The sequence below is a fragment of the Microcoleus sp. Pol12A5 genome (assembly GCF_036701435.1).
Classification (GTDB): Bacteria; Cyanobacteriota; Cyanobacteriia; order Cyanobacteriales; family Microcoleaceae; genus Microcoleus.
In genome coordinates this window covers 1-22,001 of record NZ_JAUBQU010000102.1, presented here as the reverse complement: position 1 = coordinate 22,001, position 22,001 = coordinate 1, and the positions used below count along the sequence as shown (strand labels likewise).

The 22,001-nt window shown below is 46.8% G+C and carries 8 protein-coding genes and 1 CRISPR repeat array; all 8 genes read right to left on the bottom strand.

Annotation, left to right across the window (positions count from 1 at the left end; genetic code table 11):
* Positions 1–2,312, bottom strand: a 2,312-nt coding sequence (locus QUA45_RS21950; protein WP_333222104.1) for a two-partner secretion domain-containing protein, incomplete at its 3' end; no start/stop codon positions are given.
* Between the two features lie 65 nt (positions 2,313–2,377).
* The gene (locus QUA45_RS21945; RefSeq protein ID WP_333222105.1) at positions 2,378–5,266 is read right to left on the bottom strand and encodes a two-partner secretion domain-containing protein; all 2,889 of its coding nucleotides are present in this window, start codon (positions 5,264–5,266) and stop codon (positions 2,378–2,380) included.
* Positions 5,267–5,331: 65 nt separating this feature from the next.
* Positions 5,332–8,274, bottom strand: coding sequence for an S-layer family protein (locus tag QUA45_RS21940; RefSeq protein ID WP_333222103.1), 2,943 nt, complete (start codon positions 8,272–8,274; stop codon positions 5,332–5,334).
* Positions 8,275–8,380: 106 nt separating this feature from the next.
* Positions 8,381–8,998: a Uma2 family endonuclease gene (locus QUA45_RS21935; RefSeq protein WP_333222102.1), complete on the bottom strand. Its 618-nt coding sequence runs from the start codon at positions 8,996–8,998 to the stop codon at positions 8,381–8,383.
* A gap of 256 nt (positions 8,999–9,254) precedes the next feature.
* Complete coding sequence (locus tag QUA45_RS21930; RefSeq protein ID WP_333222101.1) at positions 9,255–11,318, bottom strand: ShlB/FhaC/HecB family hemolysin secretion/activation protein; 2,064 nt, start codon at positions 11,316–11,318, stop codon at positions 9,255–9,257.
* Between the two features lie 565 nt (positions 11,319–11,883).
* Entirely contained in the window at positions 11,884–12,891 is a 1,008-nt protein-coding gene (locus tag QUA45_RS21925) for a protochlorophyllide reductase (protein ID WP_333099251.1), read from the bottom strand.
* 376 nt (positions 12,892–13,267) lie between these two features.
* Positions 13,268–14,386, bottom strand: a complete 1,119-nt coding sequence (locus QUA45_RS21920) for an alkene reductase (RefSeq protein ID WP_333099250.1) — start codon at positions 14,384–14,386, stop codon at positions 13,268–13,270.
* A gap of 115 nt (positions 14,387–14,501) precedes the next feature.
* Positions 14,502–14,660, bottom strand: a complete 159-nt coding sequence (locus QUA45_RS29250) for a transposase (protein WP_445243209.1) — start codon at positions 14,658–14,660, stop codon at positions 14,502–14,504.
* 80 nt (positions 14,661–14,740) lie between these two features.
* A CRISPR array of direct repeats spans positions 14,741–21,923; the repeat unit is 37 nt; unit sequence GTTTCAATCCCTGATAGGGTTTTAGGTTGTTTCCGGC.
* Positions 21,924–22,001: the final 78 nt, after the last annotated feature.

The following is a 22,001-nucleotide window of genomic DNA, read 5'->3' as shown; positions in this document are numbered from 1 at the left end:
CCCCTAGCTGTGCGAGCATTAGCTGTAATATCACTATTCTCTCGCGGTAAAGCTACCAAAATATCGCTATTAATTCTGATATTACCGCCCTCAGAAATACCTGCATCCGTGGTGATTCTACTGCCGCGCCGCAACTGAATGTCTTGCGCTTGCAGGTTAATATTAGCCCCTGTGCCAGAGACAGTCGTGCCATCAATTATGCTTTTATTATCCAGGGCAACTGAGTTAGCTACAACGTTAATATTGCCAGCCCTACCTGTGCCTGAAGATTGAACGTTAACCACTGCACTGTCCCGAAGAATCAATTGATTAGCGTTCAAATTCAACGAGCCTGCATTGCCGCTAGCAGTGGAATTTACAGCATTAAACGCCCTACCAGACGAGGCTTCAATTCCACTCCTCAACCCACTGTTACTCCCAATACCTTGCACTGCTAGGCGATCGGCATTAATTGTAATATCTCCTGCATCTGCTATACCCAAAGAAGCCGCAGAAATAACGCCGCCATTCTGCACAGTTAGTTTAGGTGTTGACAGGCGGATATCTCCACCTCTACCAGAACTTGCAGTTTGAGTAACAAAAGAACTTGCTACATAGCCCGCATTCCCCAAAAATCTTGACTCGCCGCTCACTTCTACAGACTCGGAGGCTCTCACAGTTAAATTTCCTCCGGTCCCCCCTGTTGTAGAAAACACGGCTTCGCCAAAAATTGCACCCGTAGTTAAACTAATTGTGGCTCCATTAGAAACACTCAACCGCTTAGTGTCGATCGTAATATCCCCACCTTTTCCATTCCCATCAAAAGTATTCGTGCCGAGCCGAGTTTGCCCTAGGCCTACAGGAAGACTACCCGATAATTCCACCGATTCACTCGCTTTAATCGCGATATTCCCCGATGCTCCATCACTAAGGCTGAAGCTGGCAAACGCACCGCCATCGCGCAGTATTAACCGTTGCGCTTCAACAGAGATGTTTCCGCCTTGACCAGTGCTTTCGTTCGTTGTTCCGTTATAGAGCGTTGAACTCACGAGTTCGACGGTTTTGGCGCGGATAGCCAGATTTCCGCCATTCCCAGCACCAAAGGTGGGGGCACCGCCCACTACCCCATTGCTCATCAACAGCCGTCCGGCTTCAATGTTAATATCTCCGGCTGCTCCACTGCCAATAGCGCTAGTGAACAGAACGATTTGCGAAATAAAGGGGTTGCCTGTTCCAGATGTCTGAAAATTTTCTGTAAGCTGCTGATAGCCCTCAATTCCCAACCCGATCATTTCTACTGAGTCAGTAGCGCGGATGTTGATATCGCTTCCTCTCCCCTCTCCCAGTGTGGAGGCGAAAATTTGCGACCCCCCCTCTACTCGGAAGTTTTGCGAATTGATGTCAATGCCTCTACCATCAATATTTCCCAGTGTCAGTCCATAAATTCCTGAACCGTTAAGATTAATATTTTCTCCTCGAATATCGACTTTGCCACCTCCTAATCCGCTGGTATTTATAAATGCACCGTTCATTTCAATATTGCCGAAGTTCTGAATATTTTGATAGTTTAAATTCAGACCTAAAGCTGTTGGTTCAAATTGCACTACACCTGGACTCTTGACACTACCTAGAAGAATTTGTCCGGTATAAGCAGTTAGATTTCCTCCTTGCAGTTGAATGTCACCGCCAATTAATGCTAAAGTTTGACCGGGGTCTACGGCCAAACCTAGTTTTTCAAAAGCAGGAATTTCTATGGGTAGTGGCGGTAAGGCTGATGTAGGAGCCTTTGTTTGGGAAGAGTTGACAATTGTGCCGGGATTGTCTCTAAATCTTAAACCTACAGGAATATTAATAGCTAACAATGGCACTGCATTAGAATTAGCTGCACTAAATTCAAACCCATTATCAAAGAGAATTCCGGTACCTGTTGAACCGACAAACGAGCCGCGCAAATCTAACCGAGCGTTGGAGCCGAAAACAATTCCTTTGGGATTAATTAAAAATAAGTTGGCATTTCCTTGGACTCCCAAGACACCTAAAATATTTGAGGGGTTGCCACCCGTAACGCGGGTAAAAATATTCGCAATTCCGCTGGGATTGGCAAAATAGGCTCCCCGCCCTTCACGGATGTTAAATTCGCGCAAGCTGTGAAAGAGGTTAACGCCGCGAGTTGCCCCGCCTTCTATTCTGTCCGAGGGTAAGTTATTAATCGTGTCGGGAACTGTCCGCGAACTTTCTGCACCCAAGCTATTATCGGGGATGATTTGGGCGATCGCAGGGCCAGGAAACAGCAGTAAAAATGCAAAAAATAGGGCGGAAGATTGGCGGGGCATCTTTTAATTCCTGTTAATTTAGTATGAGGGAAATAGCGACGGTTTAGCTAAAACCTGAAGAGTACCTATTGAGGTACGCAAACACCCGTAGGTTTCGGACTGCGAAGAGATGCACCACCACCAGAATTATAGGCTACCAGCGTCACTTGTCCTCGATCGTCCATTACCCAACCTTGAGCGGGAATAATTTCTCTTGGTCGAATTTCGAGGGATGGTATGAGGCCTTCTATTTGCTGACTTCCACCTACCGCTGGTTCAACCCAAGGCAACGGCGATAGAGGGCTGCTGAGAACATCATTAGGACTGAGTGGCACTCCTCCTTTCCCAGTAGCTGTAAACTCGCTCTCGGCCCCTCGGATGCAGGGATTTGCTGCAATTAACGCAGCCGGATTCACCACATTTTGCGGCAGTTCCACTAAACCTTGAGCGGGATTTACCCCTGAAGAACTAAATGTAACAGTACCTTGCAAATCCGGGCCACTACTTTGGGAAATCGCGGCGATGTCGCTGGTAGGAATTAAAGATGTCGGACTTACTTGCAACGCTGCAAATTCAGCATCTGTTAATCCCAAACTCGCTCGAACCTGTTCGCGAGTGACTGATGTAAACCCGAAAACATTGGGGACATTAATATTAACGCGACCACCTTGAGCCGATCGCGCATTAGCAGTAATATCGCTATTTTCCTTGGGTAAAGCCACCAGAATATCGCTTTTAAGGTTGATATTGCCACCCTCAGAAATACTTGCATCAGTTGTAATTCTGCTCCCTCGGCGCAACTGGATATCTCGTGCTTCAAGGTTAATATTTGCTCCGGCGCCGGATGCCGTCCTACCGTCAATGCTGCTTTGATTGTCAAGGGAAATTGAATCTGCTTTCACGTTAATATTACCAGCCCGTCCCGATCCCAAAGCTTGCAGATTGAGTGTTCCTTCATTGCGAAGAATCAATTCCCCGACATTGAGATTCAACGAACCTCCGTTAGCCGTAGCATTGGGATCTATAATGTCAGAGGCAATCCCAACGGAAGTCTGAATTTGACTGTTAAATTCACCTTGACCCCCATTCCCAATAACTTCTACACGACCCGCATCAATTGTGATACTTCCTGCATCTCCTTTGCCTAAAGATGCAGTACTAATAACTCCTCCATCCCGGAGAGTCAGTACAGGTGTAGAAATGTTGATACTCCCTCCCCGATTAGCAGTATTGGCATCAGCGCAGATGAAACTGGGATTCCGACTGCCGTTTGCCAAAACTCCAGAAAAACCCTCGACTGTTACTGACTCAGTGGCCCTAACTGTCAAATTACCTCCGGGCCCCCCAGTTGTATTTAACGGTTGGTTGCCCACAACGGCTCCGCTAGATAAACTAATCCCGCCTCCTTCAGAGATAATCAACCGCTTCGTGTCGATATTAATGTCCCCGGCTTGCCCATTCACACCGCTCGCAGTTGACCCAATTAAACTTGCTACGGGACTGCCCGTGGGAGTCCGAAGCACTTCTACTGATTCCGAAGCTTTAATGTTGATATTCCCCGCTCCTCCTTCACCGCGGGTGAGGCTGATCAGAGCAGCACCATCGCTCACGGTTAAACGTTCTCCCTCAAAGGTGATATTTCCTCCCCTACCCGTACTTCCCAAAAGTGGGCCACTGTGGATTGCAGAAGCGACCATATCTAAAACCCCGGCACGGATGGTAATATTTCCGGCGTTGCCATCACCTAACGTGGTGGTAGTCAATGCGCTTCCATTGTCTATCAACAGTTTTCCCGTATCAATCGTGATGTTTCCGGCGGCTCCCATGCTATTAGTGCCAGTTATCAGCAGAAGTTGTGGGTCAAAAGGGTCGAAAGAGCCAGATACCGTATAATTACCACCAAACACTCTATAGTTATCTAATCCAATTCCGAGCGTTTCAACTGAGTCGGTAGCGCGGATGTTGATAGCGCCTCCGGCACCACTTCCTGCTGTCAGCGTGGAGATTTGCGCTCCACCTTGGGCCCGAAACTGTTGAGCGTTAATATCGATACCCCTACCATCGATATTTCCCAAAGTCAGTGCATAAATTCGCCCACCGTTGAGGTTGACATTTCCACCTCGAATATCGACTTTGCCGCCACCGATTCCACTGGTATCGATCAGTGAGCCGTTGGTTATTTCAATATTACCCAAGTTGGAAATCTTGTCATAGTTTAAACTTAATCCAAATGGCGTTGAGTCCAATCCAACCATACCCGGACTAGCGACGCTACCCAGCAAAATTTGTCCGGTTGATGCAGTGAGTGTTCCCTGATTTAATTCAATATCTCCCCCCACTAGGGTGAGAGTTTTTCCGGGTCCAACTGTTAAGCCCGTATTATTGAAAATCTGCGGGATGCCAGCGGGTAATTCGGGTAAGTTTAAGGCTGCTGCTGAAGAGTTAATGATTTTACCCGGATTTTCTCGAAAATTTAAACCGATCGGTATATTGACATTTAACAGCGGTACTAATTGGGGATTGCTGCTGCTGAACTGATAGCCATTATTAAAAACTACGCTATCTGCTGAACTTGCTAAAAATGAACCGCGCAAATCTAACCTCGCATTGGGACCGAAAACAATCCCTTTGGGGTTAATTAAGAATAAGTTACTGTTTCCCAAAACTCCCAGAGTTCCTAAAATATTAGAAGGATTCCCACCAGTAACGCGGGTAAAAATATTCGCAATCCCGTTAGGATTGGCAAAATAGGCTCCCCGCCCTTGACGGATGTTAAATTCACGCAAGCTGTGAAAGAGGTTAACGCCACGAGTTGCACCGCCAGTGATTCTATCAGAGGGTAAGTTGTTGATAGTATCGGGAACTGTCCGCGAACTTTCTGCACCCAAGCTGTTGTCAGGGATGATTTGGGCGATCGCAGGGAAAGGACACAGCAGTAAAAATGCAAAAAATAGGGCGGAAGATTGGCGGGACATCTTTGAAGTCTGGTTCATTTAATTTTAGGAAAATAGCGAGGGGTTAGCTAAAACCTAAAGAGTATCTATCGAGGTACGCAAACACCAGTAGGTTTCGGACTGCGAAGAGATGCACCACCACCAGAATTATAGGCTACCAGCCTGACTTGTCCTCGATCGTCCATTACCCAACCTTGAGCGGGAATAATTTCTGTTGGCCGAACTTCTATGGAGGCTAGGGGGTCTTCTACTTGCTGACTTCCACCTACCGGTGGTTCCATCCACGGAAACGGTTCTTCTGCGCTGCTGAGAACATCGTGAGGACTCGGTGGCAATCCCCCCCGCCCAGTCACAATAAACTCGTTCTCGGCCCCTTGGATGCAGGGATTTGTCGCAATTAACGCAGCCGGATTGACCACATTTTGTGGTAGTTCCACTAAACCTTGAACGGGATTGACTCCAACAGAACTAAATGTTACCGCCCCTTGCAAAGCCGGGCCGCCCCTTTGGGAAATCGCGGCGATGTCGCTGCTTGGAAGCAGAGATGTAGGACTTACTTGCAACGCTGCAAATTCGCCGTCACTGAGTCGCAACCTGCTTCTGACTTGTTCGCGACTCGCTGCTTTAAAACCAAAGACATTGGGGACATTGATATTGACGCGGCCGCCGCCTGCTGTGCGGGCGTTGGCTGTGATGTCGCTGTTTTCTTGGGGGAGGGCGACAAGAATATCACTGTTGATGTTGATATTACCGCCGTCAGAAGTGCCTGCATCGGTGGTAATTCGGCTGTTGCGGCGCAATTGGATATCTCGCGCTTGCAGGTTAATATTTGCTCCTGTACCGGATACAGTCGTGCCGTCAATCATCGCTTTGTTATCAAGAGCGATCGAATTGGCGACAACATTGATATTACCAGCGCGTCCGGTTCCTGTAGCCTGCACAGTCACTGTAGCTCCATCTCTGACAATTAGTCGATCGGCATTCAGATTCAACGAACCGGCATTTGCCGTAGCATTAGCATTAGTACCAAATATTTTGCCCACCGAAGCATCAATTGTACTGACAAACAGACCGTTATTTCCGCTGCCGCTGACCTCAATGCGATCGGCATTAACAGTAATATTCCCCCCATCTCCCACCCCCAAAGAGCTCGTAGAAACTACCGCCCCATCCCGCACGGTTAGGCTTGGCGTATCAATGCGAATCTCCCCGCCCGGACTAGAGCTCAAAGTTCCAGAACTCAGCGCACTAGCACTCTGAATTCCGCTGCTCAAAAGTTGAGAAATACCTGAAATTTCTACTGATTCAGTAGCCGTAACTGTTAAATTTCCAGCAGGCCCCCCATCTCTTGAAAACAAAAACCTGCCCACTAAAACACCCGTTCCTACTGTAAACGCAGAACCCCCAGAGAGAGTCAACCGCTTAGTATGGACGTTAATATTCCCTGCCCTGCCGTTGGAGCCGATACTCAACGTGCTGATTCCGGTTGACACAACTGTTGTCGGGCCGCTGTTAGACAATTCTACTGATTCAGCAGCATTAATGTTGATATTCCCCGATGGACCGCTGCTGTAGCTCGTCGTACCGAGAATAGAACCGTCGCGCATAATTAATCTCGCAACATCAACACTAATGCTTCCTCCCGCACCTGTACTTTCTTTAGCTGTCCCGTTGTTAATTCCAGAACCCACCATCTCAAAAGTATTGGCGCGAATGATTAAATTGCCGCCATTTCCACCACCAAAAGCGATGCCGCTACCTACTACCCCATTGTTGAAGAGCAGGCGGCCGGTGTCGATCGTAATATTCCCCCCCAAACCAGCGCCAGCACTAGCATTAAACAGCACAAATAGCGGGTCAAACGGGTCTGTAGTTCCCGATACCAAATATTTAATTGCAACCTGTTGATAGCCCTCAACTCCCAGCCCGCTCATTTCTACTGAATCAGCAGCGCGGAAGTTGATATTACCTCCTGCACCATCTCCTAGAGTCAAAGTAGAAAATTGCGTGCCATTTTCCACCCGCAACTTTTGAGCGCTGATATCGATACCTCTACCATCAATATTTCCCAGTGTCAGCGCATAAATTCGCGCACCGCTAAGGGCGACATTTCCACCTTTTAACTCTATGCGGCCGCCACCAATTCCGCTGGTGTTAATAAGCGATCCATCGGATATCTGAATATTGCCGAAATTTTGAATATTGTCATAATTTAAAGTTAAATTTCCCTTTTCCCCCGCTGTCAGTGCAAAATTAACTAAACCGGGACTAGCTGCGCTACCGACTAAAATTTTTCCGCCGCTGGCGGTTAAATTACCGCCTTGGAGTTGGATGTCACCGCCAATCAGTGCTAAAGTTTGACCGGGTTCTACTGCTAAACCAACTCGATCGCTAATTGGGATGGGCACAGCAGAGGCTGGGAGATTTACCTTTCCTACAGCCGCCGATTTATTGACAATTGCACCGGGATTGTCTCTAAATCTTAAACCAACGGGAATATTAACTGTTAACAGCGGGGATGTTTGCGGGTTGGTGCTGCTGAATTCAAAGCCGTTATTAAACACAATACTGTCAGCGGTTGAACCCATAAACGAACCCCGCAAATCTAACCGCGCATTCGGCCCGAATATAATTCCTTTCGGATTAATTAAAAATAAGTTACTCTTGCCTAAAACTCCCAGAGTTCCTAAAATATTAGAAGGGTTGCCGCCCGTAACGCGGGTGAAAATGTTGGCAATTCCGCTGGGATTTTCAAAATAAGCTCCCCGCCCTTCACGGATGTTAAATTCGCGCAAGCTGTGAAAGAGGTTAACGCCGCGAGTTGCGCCGCCAGTGATTCTATCTGAGGGTAAGTTATTGATAGTATCGGGAACTGTCCGCGAACTTTCCGGGCCCAGGGTATTATCGGGAATAATTTGGGCGAAGGTTTTCGAGGGAAATAGCAACAGGAAAGCAAACAGTAGGGAGTAACTTACGGGCGGGCATGATGCCCACACCACAGTCCAATCTAGTTTTTTTGGAACAGGCATCTTGCCTGTTTTTGAGAAGGGTGAAAATAGTAAAGAGTAATGGAAGGGAGGCATAAAAACACTCTTTCCAGGATAAATTTTCTCCGTGTAATCTCATCTCGTTTCTCTAAATGTTTTGAATTTGGCTGCTGAGTACAAGTTGCTCGACTGTGATTTCTAGTTCGGGAAAAATTTTAGAGATAATGCGCTCATTACCTGTAAAACTTTGAACTACATAATTGCCATTTTCCAAATTGTAAACGAAAACTGTGGGAATTTTGGGGTTTCCTAGATAAGCCCTAGAAGCGATCGCTAAATAGTCCACAATCCAATACTCACAAATGCCGAGGCGTTGATACTCATCTAGTTTATCCACATAGTCGTCTTCCCAGTTAGTTGAGGTAACTTCTACTGCTAATTGGATAGGTTCAGTAAGGGCTCCGTAGCCGCGTACATTGCTGTTCCATACTGATGCCTTAACCACGCCAACATCAGGATTTCTGCCTTGTTCTTGTCCTGAAGCTGTTACAGTTCTGAAAACTATATCTTTGTCAACGATATAGTCAAGCCCCAAGCGCCTGATTTCATCGTTAAAGCCAAATACTAGAAATCGTGCCACATTTTTATGAGATCTGGTTGCTTCCACTTTGACAATCTCTCCATTTACAAGTTCGTAGATGCCCGATCCGTCGGGGTACTTTTCTAGAAACTCTGCAAATGTTAGTTTAGTTTTTGTCTGAACCATAAGACAAGCCCTCTTTTGTTAACTAAGTTATACAATTTTAGATTTTATATTTTATATCTAATCCGCACTTCATCGGAATTATTCATCTCTTTTCCCTTCCTCTGTATCCTCTGCGTTCTCTGCGGTTTAATCATTCCGAGCTAACCGCAATTGATATTAGATTGAAGTATAGCCGGGAATTAGCTAAACTATATTTAGTTCTCCTAGCGGGGGAATTTCGCTAGGAGACAGGGGTTTCAACCACAGACAGAATTAGCTAGAAAGCAAAGTAATTAATCCGAAAGTATAAGCCATTTTCCTGCAAAGTTCGATCGCCCGATCGAGCATTTATCAAAGGAATGCCGTAGTCTAAACGCACATTCAACCGATCGCCCATCTGCCAAACCAGCCCCAAACCCGCACCCAGAAGTTTATCCGAGTCAGGATTCGGCTTTTCCTCCGACTGGTTCCACCCTAGCCCAAAATCGATAAACGGAGCGACTTGCAACAATCCTTGGACTTGCGGAACACGCCAAACCGGGATTCGCACTTCTGCAGACGCGATCGCACCGCTATCAGTTAACAGCAAATCTTGGCGGTATCCGCGCACGCTTTGAACGCCCCCGATCCCAATTTGTTCGAGGGAAAGCAGGGGGCGATCGGCTAATTGAATGTCAGAACGCACTATCAGTAAGGTTTCTGGCGCTAATAGCCTTACGTACTGGGCTTGTCCGCGCCATGCCAGAAAACTGCTGTCCGGCCCGCTATCGTTCGCAGTAGCGCCGAACAGATTAGTGCCGAGGGAGAATTGCGATCGCACCGCGAACACTTGGCTAGAACTCCGCTGCACGTATTCTTGAAAAAAGCGCACAGCCGAAACCCGGGTTTCGCCGCGCTCGTTTGCTCCCGCCGAAAGGGCAAATCGTTGCCCAGAAAGGAATGTATCGCTTTCTTGCCGCGAAAAACTCAGTCCCAAATCCAAAGTGCGATCGGGCTTTTCGACAATCGGCTGGCGGTAAGTTAACTCGTAAGTCCGCGATTTCCCCTCAATTTCAGCAGCATCAAACGGTTCCTCGATGATGTTGGTGCTGGCAGCACTCGCAGCGAACCCAATCGTGCCGTTGCGCGCGTTGACGGGGACTGTGTAGCTCCCGTTGAATTCATTGCTGCCGTCGGTGTTAGCATAAGATACCTCTAGTCCGTCGCCCAAACCGAGCAAATTTGCTTGATTGATGCGAACACCGCGCCGAAAACTGCCGACGCTGGGCGATCGGTTGTTGTCTGCGAACACTTCACCGTTAAAGCTGTCTGCTTCTTTTACCCGCACTTCTAAACGGCTGTTTTCCGGGCGGCTTCCGGCTTGAAGTTCGGCGGAAATATTGGCAATTAAGGGGTCGAGTTGCAGTAGTTGCAAGGCTTCCAGCAGGCTAGACCGGTTGAGGGGCCGTCTGGTAGCGCGCTCAAGGCGCGATCGCACGTAATTTGAATTTAAGCGCCTGTTTCCAGTAATCGCAATTTCATCTAATCCGCCTTCTACAATCCGAATTTTCACCACACCTCCGTCTCTCGGAAAGCTTTGGTTGGCGAGAATTACAGCGCCAGAATTGATGTATCCTGCAGCTACATATTTTTGAGTGACGGCTGCTTCGGCTGCGATCAGTTCGGCAAAGGTGATTTCGCGCCCCGCAAACTGTTGCGTAACTTCTGCGAGTTCGCGATCGCTAAAAGCTGTGTTGCCCTCAAATTCAAAGCCAGCGACCTTAATTGTACCCGGAATCCCCGGTCTAATTTCGCTTTCAACGGGTGTTGGCTGCGTGGGTTGGAGGGGAGACGGCGCAGGCGGTTGCGGCGGCTCAGGAGCAGGTAATTCGGGCGATCGCGGCAAAATTGGGTTGGGCAGTTGGGCCAGATGCGAGGCTCGATCGATACCCAAATGAATTTTTTGTGGGTCAATATTTTCTTCTAGTTTTTGATTAGAGTTAAAAAGCTCGGTTTCTTGAGTTTTTGTGCTGAAAGTGCGATCGCCAGAATTGGCCGCTTCCGACTCTAAGTTGGGGATTTCTGCTGGTGGGGATAAGGGTTGAGTTGTCGCCAAAGCCGATCGTTCTGACTCAGCGGGTAACTGCGTTTCCTCGTAAGAGGCTGGTAAGCCTTCACGAAGGCCGATCTCGGTGTCGTTAGGGGCTAAAGCTCGATCGCCTCCGCTGCTGACTGCTGCCAAATCCTCAACATTTGAGGTCAAAATTTCAACGGTGCTAGCGGATGTTTTCGCTGGTTTTCCCAGCCAAACTAACCCAAAAATTCCAGCGAGTAAAAATATTTTTTGTGAGCGACAAGCCATAGGATCTAATTATTATCTCGCTTAAGCGGGGGAAAATATTTTCAGGAAGTGAGCACCCTCAAGTAAAAATCAATCTTAACAGCAAAAAAGGAAACAGCCGTCGCAGCTAACAGTTTCGGCGACGCTACAAACCAAAAGGTCGATCGACGGCTGTTGATTTCCCAAGACTTACGCATCAACCGGGTTCTTATCCGAAAAAATATCGTGTAAGTCGATCGTAAACGGTAAAAAAAACCAATTTTTTTGCTTGCAAAACCTATGCTTTCATGCTAATACGGCTACCAGAATAGCCCTGCACGCCAGGGTAAACCCGAAACCGGGTTGTGTCCGAAAAGACGCGCTACAACTGAGATATGGCACCCTTCTCAATAATCTTTTTAGGAACAGGCAAGATGTGAGTTACAGCCCGCAGAGCCACTAAAAAACCCGGTTTCTTTGATTTTGGTGCATCATACCAAATCAGACTTGAATACCCCCTTTATTATTGAGTCCGCGTCTACCCACCTCCTGTGCGTAGACGCCGTTTCAACCGCCAAGCCTGATAAAGGGGGTTTGTAACTTTGAATTATGCAGAGCGGCCCGCACCAGCCGCAGCACCCATTTGAGCCCCGTCAGTCAAGCCCACCAACTTAGCGCTCAACTCCCACATCCGCTCGCCTTTTTCATCATCGCGGGCCTGGGGAGAAACCTTTTGCACAAAAGACTTACCATCTTTTTTCTGGCGGTTCCCCCAACTCCAATAAGCCCCAGATTGCTTGTATTCTGGATCGGCAACCACCATCGCCAGCCTTTCGCCCGCCAACTCCTGCGACACGTAACCCCCGGTGATATTCTTCTGAAACAGCGGGAACAGCTTCTGAAACAAAGGATAGTGGTTGCGGAACAGCGGCGTATCCGCAACGCATCCCGGATACAGCGAAGTGAAAGTAATCCCCGTGGATTCGTGAAAGCGGCGGTGCAATTCCCGCATCGTCAGCACGTTGCAAACTTTGCTATCTTTGTAAGCCTTGACCGGTTCAAACTTCTTGCCGTCAACCATCGAAATCGGGTCTTTGAAACCCGCTTCAAAACCCTCAAACTTGCCCAAATCCGGGCGCGGCGGAATCTTCCCGCCCAACTCGTCTGGATTGTGAGTCACGGTTCCCAAAATCACGATTCTTGCATCCGAATAATAGGAAGGCTTCATATTTTCCATCATCAGGTTGCACAGCAGGAAATGACCCAGGTGATTGGTAGTCATCGTCAACTCGTAACCCTCCGGGCTCCGCAGCGGTTCCTTAATCAAAGGCATATAAATGGCGGCGTTGCACACCAAAGCGTCCAGAGGCCTGCCGCTGGCCTTAAATGCCCGAGCAAACCTACGCACGCTCTCCAAATCGCCCAAGTCAATCTCCATGATGGAGAAACTGCCTTCAGGTATACCCAACTCTCGGGCGGCGTCTCCGGCTTTTCGCACGTCCCGACAGGCCATGACCACGTGCCATCCCTTGTCTGCGAGAGCTTTCGCGCCGTACAAACCGACGCCGGAGGAAGCGCCGGTAATGATAACCGTGGATTTGTGATTTTGTGCCATCTTGTTAAAAGCGCTTCCGCTATTGATTATTTTCAGGCACTCAAACGCTGAGCTAGCAGCTTGGATGTTTTGAAGTACCCTATGGTTATTAGGATATGGGGAAACGTTCTCGATCTCAACTGGGAGCCTCTCACTTTTGCAGTCAAGGTGGAAATTGGAGGCAGGAGACAGAAGCCAGAAGGCAGGAGGCAGGAGGCAGAAGAAGTGTTTTTACCAATAGGAGATGCTCGTTCTCAACGGGCGATGAAAATTAAATATTGCTCCAACTCCCAGTCCTATTTTGATAAATTAACCATAATTTTTTTAGGGCGGGTTCACCATTATCTATGAGGCACATACTCGGTATTTATTGATAAACCCGCCCCAACCAACTCAACTAAGAAATAGCTGCTGGTTCCGGATAGGTAGGGAAATCGATATAACCTTCAGGTCCAAAAGAATACCAGACGCCGACTTCGGCAGGCGGATTGAGCGGCCAACCATTAGTAAAACGCTCTACCAAGTCAGGATTGCTGATAAAATCCCGACCAAAAGCAATTAAATCCGCAACTTGGCTGCTCAGGGCCGTTTCAGCCTGTTCTTGAGTATATCCGCAGTTGCCGATGAGCGGCCCTGTAAACACATCGCGAAACTCTCCTATCATCATCGGCGTTCCCAATTCATGAAAGCCAAATGCTAGACCGTCCACCAAGTGAAGGTAAGCTAAATTATAGGCATTTAACTGCCCTGCAAAATACAGAAAATCTTCGCGATAACTAGGAGAACCCATATCATTATAAACGCCGTTGGGAGAAAGTCTAACTCCCACTTTGTTGGCAGTAAATACTGTGATAATCGCCTCTACAATTTCCTTAAGAAAACGGTATCGATTTTCAACTGTGCCACCATAGGAATCTTTTCTGTGATTGGTTTTGGTTTGCAGGAACGTGTCAATGAGATAGCCGTTTGCAGCGTGAATTTCTACACCGTCAAAACCTGCCATTTTTGCCCGTTCGGCTGCCTTGCGATAATCTTCTACAACCAGGGAGATTTCATCGGTTTCTAGAGCGCGGGGGGTTTCGTAGGGTTGTTTGCCCACAGGGGTATGAATGCCTTCTCCGTTTATTTTTATGGCAGAGGCTGCAACTGGCAATTGATTGTTTTCATGAAAACTGCTGTGGGAAGCTCGTCCGCAGTGCCAAAGCTGCATGAAAATCGGCGTTTCGCGGGCATGAACCGCAGTCACAATTTGTTTCCAAGCTTGGCCTTGCTCGTCTGAATAAATACCGGGCGTATTGAGCCAACCATTAGCTTGAGTAGAAACGACTGTGGCTTCTGTAATGATTAAACCAGCGGAGGCTCGCTGAGTGTAATACTCTGCCATCAATGCGTTGGGCATCCGCGTTTCACCGGCTCTGGCTCTCGTTAGGGGTGCCATGACTACCCGATTTTTTAAGGGTAAATCTCCGATTTTGAAGGGACTGAGTAGGAGTGGAGAAGTTGTTTGATTGGTCATAATTTTGGTATTTTTTCAACTGAATAATCTGGGAAATCACATATAGCAACCGCCCGTGTTAGGATGCAAGGCGCAAGACATCCAAGGGTGGCCAAAATGTAAGCAATCAAACTCATCAAGATGTTTGCGAATTTGACTTTTTAGCCAAGACTCTTCTTTGTTCAATTTTGTTAAACTCTGGAGAGTATGGCGGTAAATATAATAGTCTACACCCTGCTGTTTGAATCAATTCCTGAATCCGACCACTTTTATCAAATGTGAGATTATCCATCACCACTACCTGTGCTGTGACAAGTGTGGGAAGTAAACTTGTTGCTAGCCCAAGAGATGAGTAAGGAGATGGATAGCTGCGAGGTTTCAATCCCTGATAGGGTTTTAGGTTGTTTTCGGCGCACTTTTTGGGTTACGACCAACAAACCAAAAAATGGTTTCAATCCCTGATAGGGTTTTAGGTTGTTTCCGGCAATCAACCAAAACCCTGTTGAAAGCCTTACTTAGGTTTCAATCCCTGATAGGGTTTTAGGTTGTTTCCGGCTTTAAATGTTTGAGGGTAATTGGGTAAATAAATTTTGGTTTCAATCCCTGATAGGGTTTTAGGTTGTTTCCGGCCGTATCGGGATTAAAAACCGACGAACAAGTCGAAGTTTCAATCCCTGATAGGGTTTTAGGTTGTTTCCGGCTCATTCAGTTCAACCCTCAAGTCACTCAACAAATTCTGTAGTTTCAATCCCTGATAGGGTTTTAGGTTGTTTCCGGCACACCAGCAGCAGTCAAAACACCTTTTTTAGCTTGTTTCAATCCCTGATAGGGTTTTAGGTTGTTTCCGGCAAAATGAGCATCGGCTAAAGCTTCATCTGGAGTAAGTTTCAATCCCTGATAGGGTTTTAGGTTGTTTCCGGCATTTGTTTCCGCCCAGCTCGGCCGCTAGTCCAAGAAGTTGTAGTTTCAATCCCTGATAGGGTTTTAGGTTGTTTCCGGCGTTAAGTTAAATATTAAGTACAAGTCGCAGCTTGTTTCAATCCCTGATAGGGTTTTAGGTTGTTTCCGGCGGATGCTTTGCGAGGAAAACATCATATCCACCTGTTTCAATCCCTGATAGGGTTTTAGGTTGTTTCCGGCTTTCCTTTATTTTGCTGGGTTCTAGCGCGGAACTGGGGTTTCAATCCCTGATAGGGTTTTAGGTTGTTTCCGGCATGATGCGCTTCTGGAGTCTAGTAGCCATATAATTTCTAGTTTCAATCCCTGATAGGGTTTTAGGTTGTTTCCGGCTTTAGAAAAACATTTTAGCTTTTTTGTAATTGAAGTTTCAATCCCTGATAGGGTTTTAGGTTGTTTCCGGCTGTGTGCTTTTCCTCTGGCTGCGGTAATGATTCTCGCGTTTCAATCCCTGATAGGGTTTTAGGTTGTTTCCGGCTCTATTAATAAATGCAGTCTTTCGCAGCTCGCTAACGTTTCAATCCCTGATAGGGTTTTAGGTTGTTTCCGGCCGGCTTGCTGAAGGGTTATCAAGGCTCAGACGGCTTTAAGTTTCAATCCCTGATAGGGTTTTAGGTTGTTTCCGGCAATCGTTTGAGTAGCCCTCAGCTTCATTAAAATCGGTTTCAATCCCTGATAGGGTTTTAGGTTGTTTCCGGCTTGGGCTTTTGAAAGGGGTTCGGTAGGTTGATGATGTTTCAATCCCTGATAGGGTTTTAGGTTGTTTCCGGCTCATAGGCGTCTGCTTTGTTTGGTGTGAAAACTTGTGAAGTTTCAATCCCTGATAGGGTTTTAGGTTGTTTCCGGCTTTAGTAAATCCATCATACATCGCCTCAATCTGTGAATTGTTTCAATCCCTGATAGGGTTTTAGGTTGTTTCCGGCGTTCTGCGGCAAATTATTGAAGCCGCACAAACTCGCGTGTTTCAATCCCTGATAGGGTTTTAGGTTGTTTCCGGCGCCGCCAAAGTGGGCGTACAATCTGGCTGGAAAATTGTTTCAATCCCTGATAGGGTTTTAGGTTGTTTCCGGCGGAGGTTTTTTAACCTTCCTTTTTTGTCACAATCTTGTTTCAATCCCTGATAGGGTTTTAGGTTGTTTCCGGCGGGTCGATTTAGTCTTGTGCCAGTGCCTTTTGTCGTTTCAATCCCTGATAGGGTTTTAGGTTGTTTCCGGCAAAATCTGGGTTAATCCGCCACTACAGACAGCGGCGCGTTTCAATCCCTGATAGGGTTTTAGGTTGTTTCCGGCTGATTCTATTGAGCCTTCTCCTTTTCATCAATTGTTTCAATCCCTGATAGGGTTTTAGGTTGTTTCCGGCCTTATTAGACCAACCAGGCCGCCACCCCCTGCACTCGTTTCAATCCCTGATAGGGTTTTAGGTTGTTTCCGGCGCTTGCCCGAAACCAACAGAAGAACTGCTTTTGTTTCAATCCCTGATAGGGTTTTAGGTTGTTTCCGGCTTCAATTGTGAAGATGACCCAGAATTGGAAGCAGCAATGTTTCAATCCCTGATAGGGTTTTAGGTTGTTTCCGGCATTAATCGCCATGCAGGGCGATTTTGTCTTTTCTATAGTTTCAATCCCTGATAGGGTTTTAGGTTGTTTCCGGCGTAGGGCAAATATCCGCCACCAGAAACTTCAGGCCGGAGTTTCAATCCCTGATAGGGTTTTAGGTTGTTTCCGGCTGCAACATCATTAACGCAGTCCTGGTTTGTTCTAAGTTTCAATCCCTGATAGGGTTTTAGGTTGTTTCCGGCATTTGTTGAATGCACCGAAGCTACCAGGGCCGGCTTAGGTTTCAATCCCTGATAGGGTTTTAGGTTGTTTCCGGCTTGAATCGGGAGGATATCCGCTATAGACAAGTCCTCCGTTATGTTTCAATCCCTGATAGGGTTTTAGGTTGTTTCCGGCATGAAAAGCAGGCAATTCTCGCCGCTTTCGAGAGTTTCAATCCCTGATAGGGTTTTAGGTTGTTTCCGGCATATCCCCGAGCGACTGCCATCCCATATCTACGCGTTTCAATCCCTGATAGGGTTTTAGGTTGTTTCCGGCAGTGCGTAGTTCTATCTGATGGCAACGTTATTCAATTGTTTCAATCCCTGATAGGGTTTTAGGTTGTTTCCGGCAGGGGCGTTCAAGGCGCTTGCTGTTTTTTTCTTGTTTCAATCCCTGATAGGGTTTTAGGTTGTTTCCGGCCTTTGGTAAATGTGTCGGAGAAACACGCGACGATATGTTTCAATCCCTGATAGGGTTTTAGGTTGTTTCCGGCGTTATACAAAGTAAGTTATCGGTTTGGTTCTTCCACGTTTCAATCCCTGATAGGGTTTTAGGTTGTTTCCGGCGATATAGCGAGCCGGAAAGTGCTATTGCTACGATTGTTTCAATCCCTGATAGGGTTTTAGGTTGTTTCCGGCTCGAGTTATACAAAGTAAGTTATCGGTTTGGTTCTTCCACGTTTCAATCCCTGATAGGGTTTTAGGTTGTTTCCGGCGGCTGATTTTAGTTTCGGGACAGAATGAAGGACGCGTTTCAATCCCTGATAGGGTTTTAGGTTGTTTCCGGCCCGCCGATTATCGACTCAAGCCGTTCATGGATGATGTTTCAATCCCTGATAGGGTTTTAGGTTGTTTCCGGCTCGGATCGAGAGAGAGCAAGCACCCGACTTTGAGTTTCAATCCCTGATAGGGTTTTAGGTTGTTTCCGGCTTAGTAGGGTGAATATAATCATTGGTTTTGTGGGTTTCAATCCCTGATAGGGTTTTAGGTTGTTTCCGGCCCGCCTTGCCCCTGGTAAATAGCTTAAGGTAATCGTTTCAATCCCTGATAGGGTTTTAGGTTGTTTCCGGCACTAGCGGAACTTCAAAAAAACCCTATTTAAAACTCATGTTTCAATCCCTGATAGGGTTTTAGGTTGTTTCCGGCTCTACCATAGATTATTTTATCAATAAGTTTTGATTATGTTTCAATCCCTGATAGGGTTTTAGGTTGTTTCCGGCACAAAACAAATGATTATATTCATCCTACTAAATGGGTTTCAATCCCTGATAGGGTTTTAGGTTGTTTCCGGCTCTAAACTCCCAAATTTTTCTCTTAGTGTCGTATCTAAGTTTCAATCCCTGATAGGGTTTTAGGTTGTTTCCGGCTTTTTATGGGGAAACCGCACAGCAACATTTTGGAGGTTTCAATCCCTGATAGGGTTTTAGGTTGTTTCCGGCGTGCGAACGCCAAGCATAGAGAAAATAGGGGATGTGTAAGTTTCAATCCCTGATAGGGTTTTAGGTTGTTTCCGGCATGGGGTCGCACTAACTACGAATTGGAGCACGGGCAAGTGATCATCTTTGTTTCAATCCCTGATAGGGTTTTAGGTTGTTTCCGGCCATCTACGATAGTGTGCGGATCATACCTTTCAGCCGTTTCAATCCCTGATAGGGTTTTAGGTTGTTTCCGGCTCGATCGTCCCAACCAAGCATTATTCGCTTACTCGTTTCAATCCCTGATAGGGTTTTAGGTTGTTTCCGGCATCATTTCTTTAGTGTTAATTTGTACCATTGTATAGTTTCAATCCCTGATAGGGTTTTAGGTTGTTTCCGGCGATGTTCGCGGTCTTCACCCCACTACTATCTCCCGTTTCAATCCCTGATAGGGTTTTAGGTTGTTTCCGGCTTTGATTGAGGCGCTAAGCGATATATCTGCCGAGGTTTCAATCCCTGATAGGGTTTTAGGTTGTTTCCGGCCTCAGCGTGTTCAATGCCTGGTTCATCGCGATCAGGGTTTCAATCCCTGATAGGGTTTTAGGTTGTTTCCGGCGTTTGAGGTGCATCAGCGCGATTGCCTCTTCTTCAGGTTTCAATCCCTGATAGGGTTTTAGGTTGTTTCCGGCGTTGGCGGCGGTGCGGAAGAAATTTAAGAAACTGGTTTCAATCCCTGATAGGGTTTTAGGTTGTTTCCGGCTTCACCCGGATACTAACGCTCCTTATTACTGGGAGGTTTCAATCCCTGATAGGGTTTTAGGTTGTTTCCGGCAAAAATAGCCGCCACGCCGTCCGCAAGGACACCCAAGTTTCAATCCCTGATAGGGTTTTAGGTTGTTTCCGGCCCGAAGGGGTTGTCAGTTGCGATCGGAGGGGCTTAGGTTTCAATCCCTGATAGGGTTTTAGGTTGTTTCCGGCCTAGGCGGGGAAATATGGATATCCCCGCCTAGTTTCAATCCCTGATAGGGTTTTAGGTTGTTTCCGGCGTTGTAGAAAGCACTGAAAAGCCTTTTAGCATCAGGTTTCAATCCCTGATAGGGTTTTAGGTTGTTTCCGGCGAAAAATCCTCGAAGGTTATGCCGCTTTTTCTAACAAAAAGTTTCAATCCCTGATAGGGTTTTAGGTTGTTTCCGGCAGTCCGCTTGGCAACCTCATGAATACTGCTGAGGATGTTTCAATCCCTGATAGGGTTTTAGGTTGTTTCCGGCTATAAGTAAATTTTGCACCGGGGAAGCTGTACCCGTTTCAATCCCTGATAGGGTTTTAGGTTGTTTCCGGCTGTGCAAGATATTTTAGACGAGGGGCATAGTTTGTTTCAATCCCTGATAGGGTTTTAGGTTGTTTCCGGCATTCAACTGTACTATTATAAATAACCCCTTTCTATGTTTCAATCCCTGATAGGGTTTTAGGTTGTTTCCGGCTTTATGGTGGGGCTGAGGTTCCTGCTACGGCAAAAGTTTCAATCCCTGATAGGGTTTTAGGTTGTTTCCGGCTTTGAAATTCGTCTTCAATTTCATTTTTTGTAATTCGTTTCAATCCCTGATAGGGTTTTAGGTTGTTTCCGGCGCTTCTAAGGCTGCTTGCTTTGTGCAAAGCGCCGCCGTTTCAATCCCTGATAGGGTTTTAGGTTGTTTCCGGCGAAATTGAAGCATGACCTATAACATCACTCCTAATTCCAGTTTCAATCCCTGATAGGGTTTTAGGTTGTTTCCGGCGATAGTCGAGCAGATCGAGCAGTTGATCGTCTGTTGTTTCAATCCCTGATAGGGTTTTAGGTTGTTTCCGGCGCCCCCTGAGTCAGGGAATTATGGCTGTAGATTTTGTTTCAATCCCTGATAGGGTTTTAGGTTGTTTCCGGCCGGCGGGTAGGTTTCGCTGCATCTCGCTCCTTACCACGTTTCAATCCCTGATAGGGTTTTAGGTTGTTTCCGGCTTTGGTAAAGGTCGCTCAACATCGGCGTTAGGTCAAGTTTCAATCCCTGATAGGGTTTTAGGTTGTTTCCGGCGAGCGCTTCCCCTAGGGATTTCGGCATCAATTGTTTCAATCCCTGATAGGGTTTTAGGTTGTTTCCGGCCGAATTCTGGTTCGGCGAAAAAGTTGAGTTTTGTTGGTTTCAATCCCTGATAGGGTTTTAGGTTGTTTCCGGCATATTGATCCCATCTACTATTACTTCAGTAGGAGATACGTTTCAATCCCTGATAGGGTTTTAGGTTGTTTCCGGCTTGGCCATTGTCCGTAAGCAGCGTGTGGATCGAGGTTTCAATCCCTGATAGGGTTTTAGGTTGTTTCCGGCTCGGCTGGAATCGTTAATTGTGCAGCGGGCGTCGGTTTCAATCCCTGATAGGGTTTTAGGTTGTTTCCGGCGGGGGAGCAGGTTTCGCTGCATCTCGCTCCTTACTACGTTTCAATCCCTGATAGGGTTTTAGGTTGTTTCCGGCATAATCAGATAAATTTCTAGGCAAATCCTCCCAGCGTTTCAATCCCTGATAGGGTTTTAGGTTGTTTCCGGCCCACCCGGATACTTCACCGGCCTCCACGATCTAGTTTCAATCCCTGATAGGGTTTTAGGTTGTTTCCGGCCCTCATACCAAGCTTGCAGCTTCTCCCACAAATCCGTAGCCCAGTTTCAATCCCTGATAGGGTTTTAGGTTGTTTCCGGCAAACATCCTTTAGATTGTGATGCAAATTCTGAAGGTTTCAATCCCTGATAGGGTTTTAGGTTGTTTCCGGCATCAGTCGAGTAATTCTACCGATGTGGAGAAATCGTTTCAATCCCTGATAGGGTTTTAGGTTGTTTCCGGCTCAGCAGCCATTGCTTTATTCTCTGTCAGAAGCGAGTTTCAATCCCTGATAGGGTTTTAGGTTGTTTCCGGCCTAATAATTTGCAGGTACATCAAGGCATTTGATTTGGTTTCAATCCCTGATAGGGTTTTAGGTTGTTTCCGGCTCTGAAAAGATATAATATGGGAATTACAGCCATTATGTTTCAATCCCTGATAGGGTTTTAGGTTGTTTCCGGCATGCTCCACTTCTGAAAGCTAGAGAGTCAAATAAAGTTTCAATCCCTGATAGGGTTTTAGGTTGTTTCCGGCCTTGGGCTCCTAAATAGTAGGTACTTGGTAAGTTGTTTCAATCCCTGATAGGGTTTTAGGTTGTTTCCGGCAAGAAAGCGTTTTACCATTGGAGAAAGTAACGTCGTTTCAATCCCTGATAGGGTTTTAGGTTGTTTCCGGCCCGCGTCCTGCATAATGCGTTCAAATAAAAAACTCCCAGGTTTCAATCCCTGATAGGGTTTTAGGTTGTTTCCGGCTGCCGGGGTCTGGGAGGCTTGAAATATAAAATTTTCAAGGTTCAGTTGCGTCTGACTGCAATCAATATACCGTTTCAG